Source organism: Actibacterium ureilyticum (genome assembly GCF_002285435.1).
Taxonomy (GTDB): Bacteria; Pseudomonadota; Alphaproteobacteria; order Rhodobacterales; family Rhodobacteraceae; genus Actibacterium_C; species Actibacterium_C ureilyticum.
Map to the genome: position 1 here is coordinate 891,604 of NZ_NSBT01000037.1, position 21,555 is coordinate 913,158.

Below are 21,555 nucleotides of genomic sequence, written 5' to 3' on the forward strand. Positions count from 1 at the left end.
CAACCCGGCCGGTGATATATGGGGGCGCCGATCATCGGGTTATTCGAACTCCATGATCACTTCGTCGACGGCCAGGCTGTCGCCCGCGCCGGCGTTGATCTTGGTCACGATGGCCTTCTTCTCGGCGCGCAGGATGTTTTCCATCTTCATCGCCTCGATGGTGCAGAGCGCCTGGCCCTCCTGGACCTCTTGCCCGACTTCGACATCGACCTTCACCACCAGGCCCGGCATCGGGCACAGCAGCATCTTCGACGTATCAGGCGGCAGCTTTTCGGGCATCAACGCGGCCAGTTCGGCCTGGCGCGGGCTGAAGACCTGAACCTTGAGGTCCGCGCCGCGCGTGCGCAGGCGGTAGCCGCCCGTGGCCTTGCCCACCTTCAGCACCAGCGGTTCGCCGTCGATATCCAGACGTGCCAGGCTGTCGCCCGGCGTCCAGTCCGACGTGATCCGCAGCTTGCCGCCATCCTTGAACACGACGGTCGAGCCGTCATGGTCGGCCTCGACCGTGACGGGGAAGCTGTGGCCTTGCAGCAGGACCACCCATTCGCTGCCGACATGGCGTTCGTGGTTGTCCATCCGGCCCGACACGCGGGTGCGGCGGATCTCGGCCACGCGGTACATCGCGGCGGCGGCGGCGGCCACACGGCGCAGATCATCTTCGTCCAGGGTCACGCCCTCGAACCCTTCGGGGTATTCTTCGGCGATGAAGGCGGTGGTCATGTCGCCCGAGATGAATTTGGGATGATCCATCACCGCCGACAGGAACGGCAGGTTGTGACCGATGCCTTCGACCTCGAAACTGTCCAGCGCGACGCGCATCGCCTCGATCGCCTGTTCGCGGGTCGGCGCCCAGGTGCAGAGCTTGGCGATCATCGGGTCGTAATACATGCTGATCTCGCCGCCCTCGAAGACGCCGGTATCGTTGCGCACCGCGGCCGCCCCGCTGGGCGCCTTGCCCTGCCATTTGTCATTGACCAGCAACGGACCGGCGGCGATTTCCGCAGGCGGGCGGTACCGGGTCAGACGACCGATTGACGGCAGGAACCCGCGATAGGGATCTTCGGCGTAAAGCCGGTTTTCGATCGCCCAGCCGGTCAGCTTCACATCGTCCTGCGTCATGCTCAGCGGCTCGCCATTGGCCACGCGGATCATCTGTTCGACCAGGTCGACGCCGGTGATCAGTTCCGTCACCGGGTGTTCCACCTGAAGCCGGGTGTTCATTTCCAGAAAATAGAAATTCTTCGACCCATCGACGATGAATTCCACCGTGCCCGCGCTGGTATACCCAACAGCCTTGGCCAGGGCGACGGCCTGTTCGCCCATCGCCTTGCGGGTGGCTTCGTCCAGGAACGGGCTCGGGGCCTCTTCCACCACTTTCTGGTTGCGGCGCTGGATCGAACATTCGCGTTCGCCCAGATAGACGCCGTTGCCATGCGCGTCGCACAGGACCTGAATTTCGATATGGCGCGGCTGGGTCACGAATTTCTCGATGAAGATCCGGTCATCGCCGAAGCTGTTGGCGGCTTCGTTCTTCGAGCTCTGGAAGCCCTCGCGCGCCTCTTCGTCGGTCCAGGCGATGCGCATCCCCTTGCCGCCGCCCCCGGCGCTGGCCTTGATCATCACCGGATAGCCGATCTCGTTGGAGATCTTCACCGCCTCGTCGGCATCCTCGATCAGGCCCATATAGCCCGGCACGGTGCTGACCCCGGCCTCTTGCGCGATTTTCTTCGACGTGATCTTGTCGCCCATCGCCTTGATCGCGCCCTTGGGCGGGCCGACAAAGGCCACGCCTTCGGCTTCCAGCGCCTCGGCGAATTTGCTGTTCTCGGACAGGAACCCATAGCCCGGATGCACCGCCTGCGCGCCGGTCTCGCGGATGGCATCCATCACCTTGTCGATCACGATATAGGACTGGTTGGCGGGCGGCGGGCCGATATGCACCGCCTCGTCCGCCATTTTCACATGCAGCGCCTGCTTGTCCGCGTCCGAATAGATCGCCACCGTCTGGATGCCCATCTTGCGGGCGGTCTTGATCACGCGGCACGCGATCTCGCCGCGGTTGGCGATCAGGATCTTATTGAACATGGATGTCCCTTTCAAATTGGGCCGCGGCAGCATTCGCCTGGCCGAAAAAACAAAAGCCACCCTGGCGCGGCAGCGCCCGGATGGCTTTCAGATGAGGATCACGCGCCCGGCCTGTCGCCGAACAGCGCGTGAATGTCAGATCAGGTTCAGCAAAGCCCTGCGTCGTCGCAAAGCGCGCCGCCCGCGGCGCCGACACCGGCCCCGACAAGCACATTGTTTCCGGTCGAACCGGCGACAACGGCGCCTGCTGCCGCACCGGCAACGGCACGTTCGCTGTCATTGTACTGACAGCCCGCCAGGACGGCCGCGCAACCAACCGCGACCATGAATTTGAGATACTGCATCGTCTTCCGCCTCCTTGGGGTCGTTTTATGGAAACGATATGGGAGGGAAGATGCCGATTTGCAAAGCGAAATTCCGCCGCACCAGCCTTTTCGGCGCCGCACCGCCGATGGGGTGCGGGGGCAGAAAATTCTGGCCTGACCCGAAAAGGGCCAGACCAGAGGGAAGGGGAAGGGTAACGGTTAGTACAGGAGGGTGCGCCGCGACGCATGCAAACGACCCGCCATATGGATACAGTGTCGAAGAATTGTTGCCGAGAAAAGCACAAATAAAACATTTCTGCAGAATGAGCCATTTTTCGCCTAAAGCGGGTATTGCACAGCAGAATCATGCCAAGCCCCCACGGTCGATCAGACCCGGGAATGATTCTTCGACCGCGTCGGGATCGATTCGCAGCAACGCGTCGTAACTGGCTGGATCAAAAGCCTCTTCCACCGCCAGCACCTCGCGCCCAAAGAGCCATGACAGGCGCCCCGCATCGAGGTTTCCGCGCTCGAACGGCTCGGGTCCGAAATACTCCCACAGCGCGAGCAGGAAGCCTTCGTCGGCGCGCCGGTCAGCGGGGCGGCGATCGGCATAACGGGCACGCGCGACCAGCGGCGTGGCGCCTTCCTTGTTCGCGCGGCGGATGGTGAATTGGTAATCTGTACCGGGCAAACGGCCAGGGAAACCCCTGTGTTTTAACATTGCGCGCCCTCCCCGGTCCGGGGCGCGGTGTTCGGGGCGGGCAGAGCCCGCCCCGAAAAATGCTTACTTGTATTTGCCGGTGTAGACGGGCTCTTCCGTGACGGGCTCGACATACACAACTTCTTCTTCCTGCTGGGCACAGGCCGACAGGAAACCGACAAACGACAGGGCGATGAGTGCCTTGAAGGTGTTCGACATATTAAAGTCCTCTTTCTGTTATTTGTCCGACCCCCGCCGCAGGGCGTGAACCGGACTGGTCGCAAGGCAATGCGCCTGACGCATCCCTCTGGCGGGATCATAGCGGATCGCTCAAAAAATATACAAGCATTGCCGTGCACAACCTGCTCCTGTGTCAGGAATGCCGCATTTCGCAGGCACCGCCCGGGATATCCCGCAAGATATTGTGTCATCTTCAAAATCCCTCCCAGATACAGGTGCCATTTTCGGGGCGATAGGCCTCGAAAAACTGGGTTGCATCCGGCGAAATCTCGCCAAATTCGAGGATCCTGTCGGACAGCGAAATGATGATCTGCGAAATCGCCGGTCCGGACCCCGCCATGCGGGGCAAAGCATAGTGTTCGCACAGATGCGCCATGTCGGCTTCGGCCTCGATAAAGGTCATCCGGCCAAGGTCGCGTTCGATCTGCGGGGCAAGGAATCGGAACCGCACCGTCAGCCCATCGGGCCCGGGCGCGTTCCAGATCGTTTCGATCAGGCTGATCGGCTGGCCCGAGGGGACCTCGATCAGCGTGTCATCCGTGGCCGGTTCGATTCGCAGCGGATCGCCGCCCTGCCCTGTCTGCGTTTCGGTCATGTGCGGTCCCCCGCAGCATGGGCCAGCCAGCGGGCGCGATGACCGGGCCGGGCCAACAGATCGGCGATCTGCGCCTCGGCCTGGGCCTTGGCGAAGGGGCGCGTATCGACCTGCCCGCCCGCCGTAACCGTCAGGTACGGGCCATCCTCCATGACCCGCACCACCGGGCTGAACCCGCGCAGATGCCGCAGCATCCGCCAAAGGTCCTGCCGTATCTGATGCGCCAGACGCCCCTTGCGCGCAGCCGGAAACACGGCACTGACCGCCAGGTCGAACCGCGGCGGCACGCGCCGGGCGACGGTCAGCGATGTGTCATCGCGCAGGGTATGCCAAAGCGTCTTCGCCATCGTTCCGTTTCGATATCCCGCGATCAGAGCGGAATATTATCGTGCTTTTTCCAAGGGTTAGTCAGCTTCTTGTTGCGCAGGCTGGCGAAGGCACGGGCCACCCGGCGGCGCGTGCTGCGGGGCTGGATCACCTCGTCGATGAAGCCCTTTTCGGCGGCAACGAACGGGTTGGCGAACCGGTCCTCGTAATCCTGCGTGCGCTTGGCGATCTTTTCGGGGTCGTCCAGTTCCGAGCGGTACAGGATCTCGACCGCGCCCTTGGCGCCCATCACGGCGATCTGCGCCGTGGGCCAGGCATAGTTGAAATCGCCGCGCAGGTGTTTCGACGCCATCACGTCATAGGCGCCGCCATAAGCCTTGCGGGTGATCACCGTCACCTTGGGCACCGTCGCCTCGCCATAGGCAAAGAGCAGCTTCGCACCGTGCTTGATGACGCCGCCATATTCCTGGCTGGTCCCGGGCAGGAAGCCCGGCACGTCGACGAAGGTCAGGATCGGGATTTCGAACGCATCGCAGAACCGCACGAAGCGCGCGGCCTTGCGGCTGCTGTCGATGTCCAGGCAGCCGGCCAGCACCATGGGCTGGTTGGCGACCACACCCACGGTTTGCCCTTCAAGCCGGATGAAACCGGTGATGATGTTCTTGGCGTAGTCTTCCTGGATCTCATAGAAATCCCCCTCGTCCCCGATTTTCAGGATCAGTTCCTTCATGTCATAGGGCTGGTTGGGGTTTTCCGGGATCAGGGTGTCCAGGCTTTCCTCGATCCGGTCGGGGGCGTCGAAGAACGGGCGTACGGGCGGCTTTTCGCGGTTGTTCAGCGGCAGGAAATCGACCAGGCGGCGAACCTCGATCATCGCCTCGACATCGTTTTCGAACGCGCCATCGGCGACCGAGCTTTTGCGGGTATGGGTGATCGCGCCGCCCAGCTCTTCGGCGGTGACGTGCTCGTTGGTCACGGTCTTGACCACGTCGGGGCCGGTCACGAACATGTACGAGCTGTCTTTCACCATGAAGATGAAGTCGGTCATTGCGGGGCTATAGACCGCGCCACCGGCGCAGGGGCCCATGATCACGCTGATCTGCGGCACCACGCCCGAGGCCATGATGTTGCGCTGGAACACATCCGCGTATCCGGCCAGCGACGCGACGCCTTCCTGGATCCGCGCGCCACCGGAATCGTTCAGACCGATCACCGGCGCACCGTTCTGCACCGCCATGTCCATGATCTTGCAGATCTTTTCGGCATGGGTCTCGGAAAGCGAGCCGCCGAAGACGGTGAAATCCTGGCTGAACACATAGACCATGCGCCCGTTGATCGTGCCCCAGCCGGTGACCACCCCGTCACCTGCGGGCTTGTCGGCATCCATTCCGAATTCGGTACAGCGATGCGCCTTGAACATGTCGAACTCTTCGAACGAGTCCTCGTCCAGCAGCAGCTCGATCCGTTCGCGCGCGGTCAGCTTGCCTTTCTTGTGCTGGCTGTCGATCCGGCGCTGGCCACCCCCCAGTCGGGCGTCCTTGCGGCGTTCTTCCAATTCGTGAAGGATGTCTTTCATGTCGGCGGTTCCCCGATTAATTTTGCCGCAACCTATGCGCGCGACCGGCGAACATAAAGGAAATTTCGGTAAATTTGCAAATCTTTGTCGCGCTGATATCTGCAATTTGAATAAGTGCAAAATATGTGCATGGGTGAACAGTCACAGTGCTTTTGACCCGATGGACAAATCCCCGCCCGTGCGGCCCTATGATCGCGTTTCAGAAAGCCCTGTCATGCTCAGCTCTTCCCAGGTGCGGTTCCTGGATCGCCAAACGCCGCCGCATATCATGACGCTTGTTCTGCTGTCGGGGCTGTCGGCCCTGACGATGAACGTGTTCCTGCCCTCGCTGCCCAACATGACCGCGTATTACGACACCGATTACCGGCTGATGCAGCTGTCGGTGGCGATCTATCTGGCGGTGAACGCGGTGATGCAGATCCTGGTCGGGCCGATCTCGGACAAGCTGGGGCGGCGGCCGGTGCTGATCGGCGGCATCGCGCTGTTCATCCTGGCGTCGCTGGGCTGTGCGCTGGCGCCGACGGTCTGGACCTTTCTGGGGTTCCGGATGATGCAGGCGACGGTGGTGGTGGGCCTTGTGCTGAGCCGGGCCGTGGTGCGCGACCTGTACAGCCAGGACGATTCCGCCTCGATGATCGGTTATGTCACGATGGGCATGGCCGTGGTGCCGATGATCGGCCCCGCCATCGGGGGGGTTCTGGACAGCACGCTGGGCTGGCAGGCGAATTTCTGGCTGCTGATCGCGCTGGGGCTGGGCGCGCTTTGGCTGACCTGGAGCGACCTGGGCGAGACCAAGGCCGCGTCGGGCAAATCCCTGCTGCAGCAGTTCAGCGAATATCCCGAACTGTTCCTGTCGCCCCGGTTCTGGGGCTATGCGCTGGCGTCGGGCTTTGCCTCGGGGGCCTTCTTTGCCTATCTGGGCGGCGCGCCCTTCGTGGGGTCCGAGGTCTATCACCTGACCCCGTCGCAGCTGGGCTTCTTCTTTGGCGCCCCGGCGATCGGGTATTTCCTGGGCAATTACCTGTCGGGCCGCTTTTCGGTGCGGTTCGGCGTCAACCGCATGGTGCTTTGGGGGGCGATGGTGAATGCGGTGGGCATCCTGATCTCGCTGGGCGTGACCTATGCGGGGGCGGGCAGCGCGCTCAGCTTCTTCGGGCTGATGACCTTTGTCGGGCTGGGCAACGGCATGTCGATCCCCAATGCCACCGCAGGCATGCTGTCGGTGCGCCCGCATCTGGCGGGTACGGCATCGGGTCTGGGCGGGGCGATCATGCTGGGCGGTGGCGCGGCGCTCAGCGCGCTGGCGGGCGCGATGTTGCACCCCGATACGGGTGTGCTGCCGCTGCTGTGGATCATGGCTGCGACCGCCGGTCTGGGCATCCTGTCGATCAGCATGGTGATCTGGCGGACGCGGCAGTTGCGCAATTAGTCTGGACGCCGGGACTTTGCAAAGCTAGCCTGAGTCACCCGCAAATCCGCAAAGACCAGGCCCATGGCGACCCAGAAACTCTATGCCGGTGTCAAGCTGCGCGAAACCCGCACCCGTCTGGGCCTGACCCAGAAGGCCTTTGCCGCCAAGCTGAATGTCAGCCTGCCCTATCTGAACCAGATGGAAAACAACAACCGCCCGGTCAGCACCGGCGTGGTTCTGGCGTTGGCGCAGGAATTCGGCTTCGACGTGACCGAGCTGTCGACCGGCGACGCCGAGCGTATGGTCAGTGACATGCGCGAGGCGCTGGCCGACCCGGTCTTTGACGCCGACGCCCCACCTCTGGCGGATCTGCGGCTGGCGGCCTCGAACGCGCCGGCGCTGGCACGGGCGTTTCTGAACCTGCACCGCGCCTATCGCCAGACCCACGAACGGCTGGCCTCGCTGGACGAGGCGCTGGGGCGCGAGGATGCCCGCGTGCAGGCCAGCCCCTGGGAAGAGGTGCGCGATTTCTTCCATTATTGCGATAACTATATCGACGCGGTCGACCACGCCGCCGAACGGTTCGCCGCCACTAATACCGCGCAGGATGCCGACCCGATGGACACCGCCCGCGCGGCGCTGACCAAGCTGGGCATCACCATCCAGCGCAGCCGCGACGCCGATATCCGCGGCTATGACCCCGACACACAGGTGCTGACGCTGTCCAGCACCGCCGCGGCCCCGACCCAGCGGTTCCAGATGCTGCTGCAGGTGGCGCTGCTGACCCAAGGCAAGCTGCTGGACGCGACGCTGGATCTGGCGCGTTTCCAGTCCGAGACCGCCCGCGCCATCGCCCGGATCGGGCTGGCGAACTATTTCGCCGGTGCGGCGCTGATGCCCTATACCCGGTTCCTGCAGGCGGCACAGGAATACCGCCACGACCTGGAGCGTCTGGCCGACCGCTTCGGCGCGTCCATCGAACAGGTGGCGCACCGGCTGTCGACCCTGCAACGCCCCGGCGCCAAGGGCATCCCGTTCTTCTTTGTCCGCGTCGACCAGGCCGGCACGATCACCAAGCGCCACAGCGCCACGCGGCTGCAATTCGCGCGTTTCGGCGGGGCCTGCCCGCTGTGGAACGTCCACCGCGCGTTCGAAACCCCGGGCCGCTTCCTGCGCCAACTGGCTGAAACGCCCGACGGCGTGCGGTACCTGTGCCTGGCCTATGACGTGTCGAAACCCGCCGGCGCGTGGGCGGCCCCGGTCCGCCGCTTCGCCATCGGCCTGGGCTGCGAGGTGCAGCACGCCGAACAGATCGTCTATGCCGACAACCTGGATTTCAGCCGCGACGCCGCGTTTGCCCCCATCGGCATTTCCTGCCGCATCTGCGAACGCAAGGACTGCCACCAACGGTCCGTCCCGCCGCTGGAACGACGGCTGACAATCAACCCCAACCGGCGCGCGGTGCTGCCGTATGAGATTGCGGAGTAGCGGGGTGGTAAAAGCTGCCGCCGCTTTCCGGCCGCCTCGCTGAAGGGCGTTTCCGGCACACAGATTGGAAGACCGGCTCACCCCATGAGGAAACAATATCACACACGTTTTGTTGGCGATGATCGGCACACCTGGGATGTTCACCGCCTGATCCGGCTTTCCAAAACGCTCCCCGTGAGGGCCATGCTGATTTCGGACATTGCAGAGATTGACGAGCTCTGGTGGTATCGAGGCGACAACGATATTCCCACACCGCGATCCATTGCCGACCACATGCGATTGGTCGAACAGACTGATCTTCAGTGGCCCATCATCCTTTGTGCGGAAGGGCGTCTGATGGACGGGATGCACAGAGTCGTCAAAGCGCTGAAAGAGGGGCGCGAGAAAATCCTGGCCGTCCGCTTTCAACCGACACCAGAACCCGATTTTGTGAACGTCAACGTCGATACGCTTCCTTATCCCGACGAAGAGGTGTGAAAAGGCCCGCGCGTGAACGCGCCTTGTGTTCATGTGTCTTCAGATGGCGCCGAGCCGTTGCCCCGGAACGGGCTCTGACAGAACGCCAATCGTTTCAAACGCGACCGAAAGCAAACCCCGACAAGGGCGACCTTGCCGGGGCTGTCATGACGAATGGCCTTGGAAGCGCCCTACCCCTCGGCAGGCGCGGCCAGCATGCGGGCGATCTCGTCCTTCAGCGCCAGCCGCTGCTTGCGCATCTCCTGCTGGTGCAGGTCGTCGGTCGGCTCGACATCCGTTTCCGCCCGGTGCACGGCGCGGTTGATCTCATGATACTCGTCCACCAGCTTGGCGAAATGCGCGTTCTTGGCCTTCAGCGCGTGGATGGCGTCGACCTGATCGGGGAATTCCTCGGCCAATTCGTGCGGGGTGTTGGACATGGGACAGTCTCCTTCCTGTTCTGCGATCCCCACCCTAGGGCCGGTCGCTCCGCCCCACTTTGACCGGGATCAAACCGGACGGTTTCGCACAGAAAAAACCTCAGCGCTGCGACCCTTTCCAATCGGGGTGAATCCAGGGCGCGTCATTGGCCGGGGCCAGCGGCGCGCGGCCCAGGATGTGATCGGCGGCCTTCTCGCCCACCATGATCGACGGCGCGTTCAGGTTGCCATTGGTGATGCGCGGAAAGACCGAGCTGTCGGCCAGCCGCAGCCCATCCACACCGATCACCCGCGCCTGCGGATCAACCACCGCCATCGGGTCGTCGGCCCGCCCCATCCGGCAGGTCCCACAGGGGTGATAGGCGCTTTCGGCATGGTCGCGGATGAACCCGTCCAGCTCGTCATCCGTCTGCAGATGCGCACCCGGCAGGATCTCGGATTTGACGAAGGGCTTGAATGCCGCCTGCCCGAACACCTCTCGCGTCAGGCGCAGGCAGGTGCGGAAATCCTCCCAATCCTGCGCGGTCGACATATAGTTGAAGAAGATCCGCGGCGCGGCCTTGGGATCGGCCGAGGTCAGCGTGACCGCCCCGCGCGACGGGCTGCGCATCGGTCCGGTGTGGATCTGGAACCCATGCCCCTCGGCCGCGGCCTTGCCGTCATAGCGCACCGCTATGGGCAGGAAATGATACTGGATATCGGGATATTCCACGCCCCCGCGCGACCGGATGAAGGCGCAGCTTTCGAATTGGTTACTGGCGCCCAGCCCGGTTTTCGTGAACAGCCACTGTGCCCCGATCAGCGCCTTGCTGATCAGGTTCCAATGCCGGTACAGCGTCACCGGCTGGGCACTGGCCATCTGGAAATAGACCTCCAGATGGTCCTGCAGGTTCTGCCCCACACCGGGGCGATCCGCCACCAGCGGCACCCCGTGCTCGGCCAGATGCGCCGCCGGGCCGATCCCCGACAGCATCAACAGCTTGGGCGAGTTGATGGACGAGGCCGCGATGATCACCTCGGCCCGCGCGCGGATGACCTCGACCTTGCCGCCGCGCTCGACCTCGACCCCCACGGCGCGGCCATCCTCGACCACCACCCGGCGGGCGAAAGCGCGGACCAGGTCACAGTTTTCACGCCGCAACGCCGGTTTCAGATAGGCATTGGCCGCCGACCAGCGCCGCCCCTTCCACACCGTCTGTTCAAAGGGCCCGAACCCCTCCTGCTGGCGGCCATTGTAGTCCTCGGTCACCGGATAGCCCGCCTGCCGCCCGGCCTCGATAAAGGCCGCGTGCAGCGGATTGTCGCGCGGGCCGCGCGTCACATGCAGCGGGCCGTCGCTGCCCCGCCAATCGGGATCGCCGCCATGCCCGCCATCGTGCCAATGCTCCATCCGCCGGAAATAGGGCAGCACATCGGCATAGGCCCAGCCATCCGCCCCGACCGACGCCCAGTGGTCGAAATCCCGCGCGTGGCCGCGCACATAGACCATCCCGTTGATCGAACTCGACCCGCCGATCACCTTGCCCCGCGGCGTCACCAGCCGCCGCCCGCCGAGATGCGGCTCGGGCTCGGTCTGAAAGCCCCAGTCATAGCGCGCCATGTTCATCGGATAGCTCAGCGCCGCCGGCATCTGGATGAACGGCCCCCAATCGGTGCCGCCATGCTCGATCACCAGCACCGACCGCCCCGCCTCGGCCAGGCGATAGGCCATCGCGCAGCCCGCGCTGCCGGCCCCCACAATCACATAATCCGCTTCCATCACAGCTTGACCTTCGGCTTGCCCGTTCCCCGGGGCTTCTTCTTGGCAAAAATACTCATGGCCCCACCGATGCCACCTGCGCGTGGCCGGGCATGGGCCGCGTCAGAACGGCGCCTCGACATCGTTCATCGACACATAGACCGACCGCATTTCCGAATAATGGTTGATCGCCAGCTTCGAATTCTCGCGCCCCACGCCCGAGGCCTTGACCCCGCCAAAGGGCGCCTCGACCGGGGCCAGGTTATAGGTGTTGATGAAACACGACCCGGCCTCAAGCTGGCCGATCACCCGATGCGCGCGGGTCAGGTCATTGGTGAAGACCCCCGCCGCCAGACCGAATTCGGTCGCGTTGGCGCGCGCGATCACCTCTTCTTCATCCTCGAAATCCAGCACCGCCATGACGGGGCCAAAGATCTCCTCGCGGGCGATCACCATGTCATCGGTGACATCGGCAAACACGGTGGGTTGCAGATACCATCCGTCGCGGTCCAGCCGCTTGCCGCCAAAGGCCAGGCGCGCGCCCTCCTCTACCCCTTTGGCGATATAGTTCAGCACGATGTTCAACTGCCCTTCACTGACCATCGGGCCGAAACTCGTGGCCTCGTCCAGCGGATCGCCGATCACCGCCGTACCCAGCCGTTCGGCCAGACGCTTCAGAAATGCCTGCTTGATGCCCTTCTGCACGAAGACGCGGGTGCCGTTGGAACAAACCTGGCCGGTGGAATAGAAATTCCCCAGGATCGCGCCCGAAACGGCGTTTTCCACATCCGCATCGTCAAAGACGATCAGCGGCGACTTGCCGCCCAGTTCCATCGTCACATGCTTCATTTCAGCCGCCGCAGCGGCGTAAACCTTGCGGCCCGTCGGCACCGATCCGGTCAGCGACACCTTGGCCACGCGCGGGTCCGTGACCAACGCCGCGCCGACATCGCCCAGGCCCTGCACCACGTTGAACACGCCCGGCGGCGCGCCCGCCTCGGTCAGGATCTCGGCCACTTTCAGCGCGCAAAGCGGCGTGGTCTCGGACGGTTTGAACACCATCGTGTTGCCGCAGGCCAGCGCGGGCGCGCCTTTCCAGCAGGCAATCTGGGTGGGATAGTTCCACGCCCCGATGCCCACGCAAACCCCCAGCGCCTCGCGCACGGTATAGACGAAATCGCCACCGGCCAGCGGGATATGCTCGCCCGTCAGGCTGCCCGCCAGACCGCCGAAATATTCCAGCGCATCAGCCCCCGATGTGGCATCGGCCACCAGCGTTTCCTGCAAGGGCTTGCCGGTATCGAGGGTTTCCAGCACGCTCAGTTCGTGGTTGCGCTCGCGGATGATATCCGCCGCCCGGCGCAGGATGCGGCCACGCTCGGTGCCCGACATGGCGGCCCACGCCTTTTGCGCGGCTTTCGCGGCCTGCAAGGCCTGGTCGACAATGGCGAGCGTGGCGGAATGCACCTGCGCGATCTGTTCGCCCGTGGCGGCATAGATCACGGGGATCGGCGCGCCGGCGGTGTCTTCGACATAGTGGCCATTGATGAAATGGCTGGCGGTGGGTTGGGCATTTTGCGGCATTGGGATCTCGGCTTCAGATGGTGTCGCGCAGCGCGTCATAGGACAGCATGACGGCCTTTTGATAAGCGGGGCGCCGGGACAGGCGATTATAGTATTCGGTCAGGTTCGGCAGCGCGGGGCGTGGGATTTCGATATCGAAATATCGGAAAAGGACATGGCCGAACTGGATATCGGCGAGCGTCAGATCGGGGCCTGCCAAAAAATCGTGCTTGGCCAGTTGCGCCTCAGCGGTCGCAAGTTCGCCCTCCAGTGTGGCCAGCGCCTTGGCGATGGCCGGCTTGTCATGGCGTTCGGCGGGCGTGCGGACAACACGCCAGAAAACGGGCCCGGTAAAGCCCTCGGCCACGTGCCGCTTGGCCCATTCGGCCCATTGATCGACCTGCGCCCGCGCGACGGGGTCCTTGGGCCAGAAGCTGTCTGATCCAAAGACCGTGGCCACATAGCGCAGGATCGCGCCGGTCTCGAAAATCGGCGGCAGGTCGTCCTGCACCAGAACCGGGATCCTTCCGTGCGGGTTCATCGCGCGGAATGCGTCTGTGTCGAGGCCGCCGAACCCCTCGCCATAATCCAGCCGGGTGTATTCACACCCCAGTTCCTCCAACGCCCAGATCAGCGCCTGTACATTCGACGAGGTCGCGCGCCCATAGACCGTCAGCATCGGATGTCGTGCCTCCGGCGGGAGTATTTGCGGAACAATGAAGCCATCACTCCCCCCTCGGGAAGCGCGCGTTTTCCTCGACCACGTTCAGGTCCATGTGGTTGCGCATGTAGCGTTCGCTGGCCTTTTGCAGCGGCTGGTAGTCCCAGGGGAAATAGGCGCCGTTGCGCAGCGCCTCGTAGACGATCCAGCGGCGGGCCTGGCTTTCGCGCACCTGTGCGTCGAACTGGTCCAGATCCCAACGGGCTTCGGATTTGGCGCGCAGGCTGTTCAGGGTTCCGGCATGGGCGGGGTCGCCGGCCAGGTTGGTCAGCTCGTGCGGGTCTGCCGCAAGGTCGAAGAGCTGATCGGGGTCGAGTGCGCAGCTTGTGTATTTCCACTTGCCATAGCGCAGCGACACCAGCGGGGCATAGGACGCCTCGGCCGCGTATTCCATCGCCACCGGCGCGGTGCGTTCGGTGCCCGTGGCCGTGGGCACCAGGCTTTCGCCATCGGTCCATGGCATGACCGCGTCCATGCTGACACCGGCCAGATCGCACAAGGTGGGCGTCACGTCGATGGTGGACACGGGCGTGTCGATCCGACCCGCGGGCAGGTCGGGGGCCGCGATCATCAGCGGCACGCGCGCCGAGCCTTCGAAGAAGGTCATCTTGAACCACAACCCGCGCTCGCCCAGCATATCGCCATGGTCGGACACGAACAGGATCACGGCCTCTTGCCGTGTCCGCTCCAGAGTGTCGAGGATTTCGCCGATCTTGTCGTCCAGGTAGCTGATATTGGCGAAATAGGCGCGGCGCGACCGGCGGATGTCTTCTTCGGTGATGTCGAAATTGCGCCAGTCATTGGCATCAAAAATGCGCTGACTGTGGGGGTCATGGTCGGAATAGTCCATGGCCGGAACCTGTGGCAGCAGGTGGTCGCATCCTTCGTAGAGGTCCCAGTATTTGCGCCGCGCGACATACGGATCGTGCGGATGGGTGAAGCTGACGGTCAGGCACCACGGGCGGTCGTCATGGCCGCGCGCCAGGTCGTAAAGCTTGCGCGTGGCGTGATAGGCGACCTCGTCATCATATTCCATCTGGTTGGAAATCTCGGCCACGCCCGCGCCGGTGACCGAGCCCATGTTGTGATACCACCAGTCGATGCGCTCGCCCGGCTTGCGGTAGTCTGGGGTCCAACCGAAATCGGCGGGGTAGATGTCGGTGGTCAGGCGTTCCTCGAACCCGTGCATCTGGTCGGGGCCGACGAAATGCATCTTGCCCGACAGCGCGGTTTGGTATCCAGCCCGGCGCAGGTGATGGGCATAGGTCGGGATGTCGGAGGCGAATTCGGCCGCGTTGTCATAGACCCGGGTGCGCGACGGCAATTGCCCGGTCATGAAAGACGCCCGCCCCGGCGCGCAAAGCGGTGAGGCGGTATAGGCGTTGGCAAAGCGCGTCGACCGCGCGGCCAGCGCCCGCAGGTTCGGGGCGTGCAGCCAATCGGCCGGGCCATCGGGAAAGAGCGTGCCGTTCAGCTGATCGACCATCAGGATCAGGATATTGGGCCGGGTCATGCGCGCGCCTCCAGCTTGGCATCAAGGTAATCCAGCACCATCGCCGTGGCCGCAGCGCCGTCGGGCGGCGCCTCGCGCAGGGACTGGCGGATATAAAGCCCGTCGATCATCGCGGCCAGCCCTTCGGCAAGCGCATCCGCGCCCGGCCCGGCCAGCGGCCGCAGACCGGCGCGCAGATTCGACCGCAGACGGTGCTGATAGATTCGCAACAGCCGCGCCACATCGGGGGCATTCTGGGCCTGAACATAGAAATTCAGCCAGGCGCTGATCACCTCGGGGCTGAAGTTCAGATCGTCGAAACCGGCGCGGATCACCGCCTCGACCCGCTGACGCGGCGTGCGCGCGCCGGCCAGCGCGGCCCGCACATGGGCGCCGTATTGCCCCAGGATATGGCGCATCGCGGCCAGAAACATCTTGTCCTTATTGCCGAAGTAATGATGCGCCAGCGCGCTGGACATGCCCGCCCGCTTGGCGATCTGGCTGACCGTCACATCCAGCGATCCCGCCCGCCCGATTTCCAGGATGGTGGCCTTGACCAAGGCATCGCGCCTTATGGGTTCCATTCCGACTTTGGGCATGGTCCACTCTTGACTTGTCTTGCCATATCGAGACTGTTGTATTTTAATTGACTCGTCAATCAAGAAAACAGGGAGCGCCTACATGACCTTCAAAACCAGCCTGGCCGCCATGGCCGTGGCCAGCCTTGGCACCACGGCCCTTGCCGATTGCGGCACCGTGACATTCTCGGACGTGGGGTGGACCGACATCACCACCACCACCGCGACCGCCAATATCATCCTGACGGCGATGGGCTATGACGTGGACGTCAAGGTCCTGTCGGTGCCGGTGACCTTCGCCTCGCTGGAAAGCGACGATGTGGACGTGTTCCTGGGCAACTGGATCCCGGCCCAGAACGGCGCCATCGGCCCCTATCTGGAAAGCGGCGAGATCGAGCAGCTGACCGTCAACCTGGAAGGCACCAAATACACGCTGGCCGTGCCGACCTATACCTATGACGCGGGCCTCAAGACCTATGCCGATATCGCCAAGTTCCGCGACGAGCTGGACGAAAAGATCTATGGCATCGAGCCGGGCAACGAGGGCAACGCCTATCTTGTCAGCCTGACCGAGGAAAACAAATTCGACCTGGCCGGGTTCGAGGTCGTCGAAAGCTCGGAACAGGGGATGCTGGCGCAGGTCGCCCGTGCCTATAAGGACGAGAAACCGGTTGTCTTCCTGGGCTGGGAACCGCACCCGATGAACGCCAACTTCTCGCTCAAATACCTGACGGGCGGCGAGGATTTCTTTGGCGGCGAGGGCGTGGTCTATACCACCACCCGCAAGGGCTATGCCGCCGAATGCCCCAATGTGGGCAAGCTGCTGAGCAACATGAAATTCTCGCTGGCCATGGAAAACGAGATCATGGGCGCGATCCTGGATGACGGCGAAGAAGCCGACGACGCCGCGACCGCCTGGCTGACCGCCAACCCTCAGGTGCTGGACACCTGGCTGGACGGCGTGACCACGTTGGACGGTGGCGATGCCATGGCTGCGGTGAAATCCGCGCTTGGTCTGTAATCACGCGACCAACGCCCCCACATGCCCCCTCCCCCCGGCCACGGGGGGAGGACGGGAGGGGGGCCGAGGCGGCGTGGCGGGGTGCAAACCCCGGCAATTCGAAAGGCACCCATGGACTGGCTGACAGAAACGAAAATTCCCGTCGGGAAAACCGCAAAGGCGGCTTTCGACTGGCTTCAGGACAACGGGGCGTGGTTCTTCGACGGGCTGGCCGACGCGATGGAGGCCCTGATCGACGCCATCCTGTGGGTGTTGCAGACACCGCATCCGCTGGTCGTCGTGGCGGCGTTCGTCGCGCTGACATGGGTGCTGCAACGCAGTTGGAAAACCTGCCTGTTCGTGGTGCTGGGCTTCCTGTTCATCCTCAACCAGGATTATTGGGAGGAAACCACCGAAAGCCTGACGCTGGTCTTATCGGCCTGTGTCGTCTGCATGGCCGTGGGGGTGCCCATCGGCATCGCGGCAGCCCACCGGCCCCGGCTTTACGCCTGGATGCGTCCGGTGCTTGACCTGATGCAGACGTTGCCGACCTTCGTCTATCTGATCCCGGCCATCGTCTTTTTCGGCATCGGTATGGTGCCCGGCCTGATCGCCACGGTGATCTTTGTCGTGCCCGCCCCCATCCGCCTGACGCATCTGGGGGTTTCGTCGACGCCAGAGCCGCTGCTTGAGGCCGCGCGCGCCTTTGGCGCCACCCCGCGCCAGACCCTGCTGAAGGTCGAGCTGCCCTATGCCTTTCCGCAGATCATGGCGGGGCTGAACCAGACCATCATGCTGTCGCTGTCGATGGTCGTGGTCGCTGCACTGGTGGGCGCCGATGGATTGGGCGTGCCGGTGGTGCGGGCGCTGAACCAGGTGAACACCGCACTTGGGTTCGAATCCGGCTTCATCATCGTGGTTGTCGCCATCATGCTGGACCGCATCCTGCGGGTGGAGGGCAACAAATGACCGTCGCCGTCGATTTCGATACCGTTTCCATCGTCTTCGGGGACCGCCCCGACAGTGCCCTGCCCCTGATGGATGCGGGCCAGACCCGGCCCGAGATACAAGAGGCGACCGGCCAGGTGCTGGGCGTGCATGACTGCAAGCTACAGGTCAAGACCGGCGAGATCCTGGTACTGATGGGCCTGTCGGGCTCGGGCAAGTCCACGTTGCTGCGCGCCGTGAACGGGCTGAACCCGGTGGTGCGCGGGGCGGTGCGGGTGAATGACGGGCAGGACATGGTCGACATCACCCATGCCGACGCCCCCACCCTGCGCCGCATGCGCCGCCGCCACGTGGCGATGGTTTTCCAGCAATTCGGCCTGCTGCCATGGCGGACCGTGGCGGAAAATGTGGGCCTTGGGCTGGAGCTGGACGGGATGCCCAAATCCGAACGCGCCGACAAGGTCGCGGCGCAGCTGGACCTGGTGCATCTGTCGGATTGGGCCGACCGCAAGGTGGGCGAGCTGTCGGGCGGGATGCAGCAACGCGTGGGGCTGGCCCGCGCCTTTGCGACCGAGGCGCCGATCCTGCTGATGGACGAACCGTTCTCGGCCCTCGACCCGCTGATCCGCACCCGGCTGCAGGACGAGCTGATCGAGCTGCAGCAAAAGCTGAAACGCACCATCATCTTCGTCAGCCACGACCTGGACGAGGCGTTCAAGATCGGCGACCGGATCGCCATCATGGAAGGCGGCCGGATCGTGCAATGCGGCACCCCGCAGGAGATCTTTTCCAACCCGGTGAACGACTATGTCGCCGATTTCGTGGCCCATATGAACCCGCTGGGTGTCCTGTGCGCCCGCGACGTGATGGAACCCGCCACCGGCACCCCCGAAATCACCGTCGCCCCAGACGCGCAGATCCAGTCGGTGATGGAAACCGTCACCCATACCGGCCGCCCCGTCGGCGTGATCGAGGACGGCCAGATCGTCGGGCAAATCACCAAGGACGGCGTGCTGGCCAAGCTGCTGGACCCGCGGGGATAGACCCTCGCCCCGTATCGACGGCGAGGGCCTTCAAGCTGTTTTAAAGCGCCCCAATCCGCACCGCGTCGCCATCGAAGGTCGGCACGGTCATCACGAACGGATCTGTGGGATAGCATAGCGCCTGTTCCTGCAGCATGCCAATGGCAATCTGCTCGCCCATGCGCAGGCTGTCGTAATAGTCCGAGAAATAGTGCACCCCGGCCATGTTCCGCCCGATTGAGATATTGGCGGCCAGCTTGTTCAACTCACCCTCCAAGGTCAGTGGACAATCCGGTGTGGAATGCGAAAGCTCGTTTCCGTTCGCCACCGCCCAATATTGAATGGGTTCGCTAATATCCTTGGCCGCGTGGAACCCGGCCTGACCGTCGCGCAGACCGAAGAGCGCCGAGGTATCGAAAAACGCCTTCAGGATGGTGACGCAGGCCCCCGCGACCGTCGCATGCCCGGCGCCGTAAGACGGGTGCATGGGCGAGCCTTCGGCAAAGGCCATCGGCAACAAGGCAGTCGGGTTGCCGCCGTTCGCCGCATTCTGGTTGTGATCGCGGATCTCGGCGATGGTATCGGCCAGCTGATCCCGCATCGCGGTGAAGCAGCCGCAGGTCGCGGGGTATTCCTGGTCGATCCAATCCGCCTTTTCCAGACGCGCTCCCAGAACCTCGGGGCGTGGGCGAAGATGGTTGTTGAACTTCTGATAGCGCACGGCCTTTAGCGCACGCGTCGCAACCTCGGTCACCAGAGTCAGGATATGCGGCCCGCCATAAAGCGCGAAGCCCCCGGCATTGGCGTCGATCTCCTCATAGGTCGAAGCATTGACCAGGAATTTGTGCATCGCCGAGCCAGACAGGTGATCGAAATTCGGGTCCAGCGGCGTGCCGTTCGACCACAGGATCAGCGCGGCGTTCAGATAGGCCTGATAGAGCGCATCGAAATGCACATAGGTCGCCAGATCGCGCGGCGTAAAGATCCAGCGCCTGCTACCAGTGAAATTCTGCGCCGGACCCGCGGGTTTGAACCCTTGCTGGACCTCATACCAGTCATCCCAGAGCATCATGAAATCGTCCCCTTCGGCAGCTTCGGCGACGCGCTGGTCGATCTGCTGCGCACCATAGGTGATGCGCCCGTCGGTGGGATCGGAGGCACCCGTCTGATCCGAGTTACCGATCAGCAGGAACTGCGAGATATAAGGCCCCGCCTCGACCCCCGGCGCCGAGCCGCGAAACGCCGTCTGACGGGTTAGCACCCCGCCTTCGGTCTTGCGCGGACGACCGGGAAAACCCGCCTGCGCGAAGGGCAGCGCGTTCAGCCGCCCCAGCGTATCGTTCAATGCCCCCGATCCCGGCCCGCCATTCTGGTCGAACACGTAGAACGGCTTGTCGCGCAGCAGGGCCAGCTCATAGACCTCGGCCATTTCGAAGGCCAGTTCGTCCGAGCAAAGCTCTGGCGCGGGTGGCATGGTGACGGCCTGGGCGTCCGGCCCTTGCAGGTCGAACGCCGTCCCGGCGGTTGGGGCCTCCCATTGGCGGCGGGGCTTGCAGCCGTCGCGCGGCACCGGCACACGGGTGGTGAAGGGTTCGATGAAACCGTTGTTGATGCAGTTTCGGAAAGCCACCAGATGCTCGCGGCTGCGGATCAGCCCGGTGTCATAGTTATGATCCAGACCCTTGGTAAAGGTCATGGCGTAATTGGCCGCGGCATATTTCTGCTCGTCGCCATTGGCCTTGTGCGTGGGATGGGTGCGATTAAAAGCGGCCGCCGCTGCGTCTTCGCGCACACGACGCGCCGTCAGGCGTCTGTCGGTCGTCATATCAATACCTATAATAAATTAACGTTCAAAATAGTCGTATTCCCCCCGAAGACCGACGCCGGAAATATTGGCGCGCCTATGCCGAGGGCTTTTCAATTCTACAACTTGAATACGTTTCCGACAAGCCCGCAGGCCTTAGCCCTTGACCTGCGACACGGTCGGCGTGATCGCCCGGCGCTTCAGCATCGCCTCGCGCCAGGTGATGAAGCTGATCGCACCGATGATCAGCCCGCCGCCCAGCACGACATAGGCGTCGATCCCCTCGTTGAAGACCAGCCAGCCCAGCAGCGTCGCCCAGACCAGTTGCAGGAAGCTGACCGGTTGCGTCACCGTCAGCGGCGCGGATTTGAAAGCCATTGTCATGCAGTAATGCCCGGCCGTGGCAAAGGCCGCGACCAGGAACAGCCAGAACAGGTCGGCCCATGTCGGCGTGACCCAGACGGCGGCAGCAAAGGGCGCCAGGCCGATGGTGACAGTGATCGACAGCATGGCGACGACCACGGTCGGGCTGACCTCACCCGCCATGCGGTTGGCGATCAGGTAGGACGCCGCGAACAGCAGCGCGGTGCCCAGCATCGCGATGTGTCCCGGCGACACCTCGCGGAAGCCGGGGCGCAGGATGACAACCGCCCCCAGAAGCGCCACCAGCACAGCAAAGATCCGGCGCGCGGCCAGCTTCTCGCCGAAAAACAGCGCCGCGCCGATGGTGACATAGACGGGCGACAGGTAATTCATCGCCGTCACCTCGGCGATCGGGATCTGGGTCATGGCAAAGAACCACAGGATCACGCCCAGCGAATGCACCACACCGCGCGCCGAAAACAGCGCCCAGGCCCGGCGGCTCAACCCCGCCCGCCACAAAGGGCCCAGCATCGGGATCAGAAAGACCAGCCCCAGCACATAGCGCAGGAACGCCGCCTGCGCCGCGGGGACCGCATTGCCCACATATTTTACGATGGCGGTGACGGCCACGAAATTCAGGCCGGTCAACAGCATCCAGATCACACCCCCGACGGGGTTCGATTGCGCTTGACTCATGGCG

The 21,555-nt window shown here is 63.7% G+C and carries 21 protein-coding genes; 6 read left to right on the top strand and 15 right to left on the bottom strand.

Features of this window, described 5'->3' with window-relative positions; translation table 11 throughout:
* Nucleotides 1–39: 39 nt before the first annotated feature.
* The 7 genes from CLM60_RS17395 to CLM60_RS17420 all read right to left on the bottom strand — a co-directional run bounded on the left by CLM60_RS17395 (nucleotide 40) and on the right by CLM60_RS17420 (nucleotide 5,831).
* Complete coding sequence (locus tag CLM60_RS17395) at nucleotides 40–2,085, bottom strand: acetyl-CoA carboxylase biotin carboxylase subunit (RefSeq protein WP_095590359.1); 2,046 nt, start codon at nucleotides 2,083–2,085, stop codon at nucleotides 40–42.
* Nucleotides 2,086–2,231: 146 nt separating this feature from the next.
* A complete protein-coding gene (locus CLM60_RS17400; protein ID WP_095590360.1) occupies nucleotides 2,232–2,429 on the bottom strand; it encodes a hypothetical protein in 198 nt (65 codons plus the stop codon).
* Nucleotides 2,430–2,754: 325 nt separating this feature from the next.
* Complete coding sequence (locus CLM60_RS17405; protein WP_095590361.1) at nucleotides 2,755–3,114, bottom strand: hypothetical protein; 360 nt, start codon at nucleotides 3,112–3,114, stop codon at nucleotides 2,755–2,757.
* A 63-nt stretch (nucleotides 3,115–3,177) separates the two neighbouring features.
* Nucleotides 3,178–3,312: a hypothetical protein gene (locus CLM60_RS21360; RefSeq protein ID WP_281256711.1), complete on the bottom strand. Its 135-nt coding sequence runs from the start codon at nucleotides 3,310–3,312 to the stop codon at nucleotides 3,178–3,180.
* A gap of 214 nt (nucleotides 3,313–3,526) precedes the next feature.
* Nucleotides 3,527–3,928 (bottom strand): DUF6497 family protein, encoded by a 402-nt coding sequence (locus CLM60_RS17410; protein WP_245848463.1) that lies wholly within the window; start codon nucleotides 3,926–3,928, stop codon nucleotides 3,527–3,529.
* Nucleotides 3,925–4,275 (bottom strand): hypothetical protein, encoded by a 351-nt coding sequence (locus CLM60_RS17415; protein WP_095590362.1) that lies wholly within the window; start codon nucleotides 4,273–4,275, stop codon nucleotides 3,925–3,927. The genes CLM60_RS17410 and CLM60_RS17415 overlap by 4 nt, the downstream gene beginning before the upstream one ends.
* 23 nt (nucleotides 4,276–4,298) lie before the next feature.
* The gene (locus tag CLM60_RS17420) at nucleotides 4,299–5,831 is read right to left on the bottom strand and encodes an acyl-CoA carboxylase subunit beta (RefSeq protein ID WP_095590363.1); all 1,533 of its coding nucleotides are present in this window, start codon (nucleotides 5,829–5,831) and stop codon (nucleotides 4,299–4,301) included.
* A gap of 214 nt (nucleotides 5,832–6,045) precedes the next feature.
* Here CLM60_RS17420 and CLM60_RS17425 point away from each other — a divergent pair, with 214 nt between their 5' ends.
* The 3 genes from CLM60_RS17425 to CLM60_RS17435 all read left to right on the top strand — a co-directional run bounded on the left by CLM60_RS17425 (nucleotide 6,046) and on the right by CLM60_RS17435 (nucleotide 9,207).
* Nucleotides 6,046–7,260, top strand: a complete 1,215-nt coding sequence (locus CLM60_RS17425; RefSeq protein ID WP_095590364.1) for a multidrug effflux MFS transporter — start codon at nucleotides 6,046–6,048, stop codon at nucleotides 7,258–7,260.
* A gap of 63 nt (nucleotides 7,261–7,323) precedes the next feature.
* On the top strand, nucleotides 7,324–8,730 hold the full coding sequence (locus CLM60_RS17430; RefSeq protein WP_095590365.1) for a helix-turn-helix domain-containing protein: 1,407 nt from the start codon (nucleotides 7,324–7,326) through the stop codon (nucleotides 8,728–8,730).
* An 84-nt stretch (nucleotides 8,731–8,814) separates the two neighbouring features.
* On the top strand, nucleotides 8,815–9,207 hold the full coding sequence (locus tag CLM60_RS17435; RefSeq protein WP_095590366.1) for a hypothetical protein: 393 nt from the start codon (nucleotides 8,815–8,817) through the stop codon (nucleotides 9,205–9,207).
* Between the two features lie 170 nt (nucleotides 9,208–9,377).
* Here the strand turns inward: CLM60_RS17435 and CLM60_RS17440 are convergent, their stop codons facing one another.
* The 6 genes from CLM60_RS17440 to betI form a co-directional block, all read right to left on the bottom strand.
* Nucleotides 9,378–9,626 carry an HP1242/YdcH family protein gene (locus CLM60_RS17440; protein WP_095590367.1) on the bottom strand — a complete coding sequence of 83 codons (249 nt, stop codon included), beginning with the start codon at nucleotides 9,624–9,626 and terminating at the stop codon, nucleotides 9,378–9,380.
* A 100-nt stretch (nucleotides 9,627–9,726) separates the two neighbouring features.
* Nucleotides 9,727–11,385 (bottom strand): choline dehydrogenase, encoded by a 1,659-nt coding sequence (betA, locus tag CLM60_RS17445; RefSeq protein WP_095590368.1) that lies wholly within the window; start codon nucleotides 11,383–11,385, stop codon nucleotides 9,727–9,729.
* A 102-nt stretch (nucleotides 11,386–11,487) separates the two neighbouring features.
* Complete coding sequence (gene betB / locus CLM60_RS17450) at nucleotides 11,488–12,948, bottom strand: betaine-aldehyde dehydrogenase (protein WP_095590369.1); 1,461 nt, start codon at nucleotides 12,946–12,948, stop codon at nucleotides 11,488–11,490.
* Nucleotides 12,949–12,961: 13 nt separating this feature from the next.
* Entirely contained in the window at nucleotides 12,962–13,606 is a 645-nt protein-coding gene (locus CLM60_RS17455) for a glutathione S-transferase family protein (protein WP_095590370.1), read from the bottom strand.
* Between the two features lie 46 nt (nucleotides 13,607–13,652).
* Nucleotides 13,653–15,161, bottom strand: coding sequence for a choline-sulfatase (betC, locus tag CLM60_RS17460; protein WP_095590371.1), 1,509 nt, complete (start codon nucleotides 15,159–15,161; stop codon nucleotides 13,653–13,655).
* Nucleotides 15,158–15,739, bottom strand: coding sequence for a choline-binding transcriptional repressor BetI (gene betI / locus CLM60_RS17465; RefSeq protein ID WP_095590372.1), 582 nt, complete (start codon nucleotides 15,737–15,739; stop codon nucleotides 15,158–15,160). Before betI ends, betC begins: the two co-directional genes overlap by 4 nt.
* Nucleotides 15,740–15,821: 82 nt before the next feature.
* On the opposite strand from betI, the gene choX reads away from it, so the two are divergent.
* From choX to choV, 3 genes are all read left to right on the top strand, one after another.
* The gene (gene choX / locus CLM60_RS17470) at nucleotides 15,822–16,739 is read left to right on the top strand and encodes a choline ABC transporter substrate-binding protein (RefSeq protein ID WP_095590373.1); all 918 of its coding nucleotides are present in this window, start codon (nucleotides 15,822–15,824) and stop codon (nucleotides 16,737–16,739) included.
* A gap of 111 nt (nucleotides 16,740–16,850) precedes the next feature.
* On the top strand, nucleotides 16,851–17,687 hold the full coding sequence (gene choW, locus CLM60_RS17475; RefSeq protein ID WP_095590374.1) for a choline ABC transporter permease subunit: 837 nt from the start codon (nucleotides 16,851–16,853) through the stop codon (nucleotides 17,685–17,687).
* Nucleotides 17,684–18,709: a choline ABC transporter ATP-binding protein gene (gene choV / locus CLM60_RS17480; RefSeq protein ID WP_095590375.1), complete on the top strand. Its 1,026-nt coding sequence runs from the start codon at nucleotides 17,684–17,686 to the stop codon at nucleotides 18,707–18,709. Before choW ends, choV begins: the two co-directional genes overlap by 4 nt.
* A gap of 40 nt (nucleotides 18,710–18,749) precedes the next feature.
* On the opposite strand, the gene CLM60_RS17485 is transcribed toward choV, so the two are convergent.
* Together CLM60_RS17485 and CLM60_RS17490 are read right to left on the bottom strand one after the other, a co-directional pair.
* Nucleotides 18,750–20,513, bottom strand: coding sequence for a vanadium-dependent haloperoxidase (locus CLM60_RS17485; protein WP_095590376.1), 1,764 nt, complete (start codon nucleotides 20,511–20,513; stop codon nucleotides 18,750–18,752).
* Nucleotides 20,514–20,648: 135 nt separating this feature from the next.
* A complete protein-coding gene (locus CLM60_RS17490; protein WP_095590377.1) occupies nucleotides 20,649–21,551 on the bottom strand; it encodes a DMT family transporter in 903 nt (300 codons plus the stop codon).
* Nucleotides 21,552–21,555: the final 4 nt, after the last annotated feature.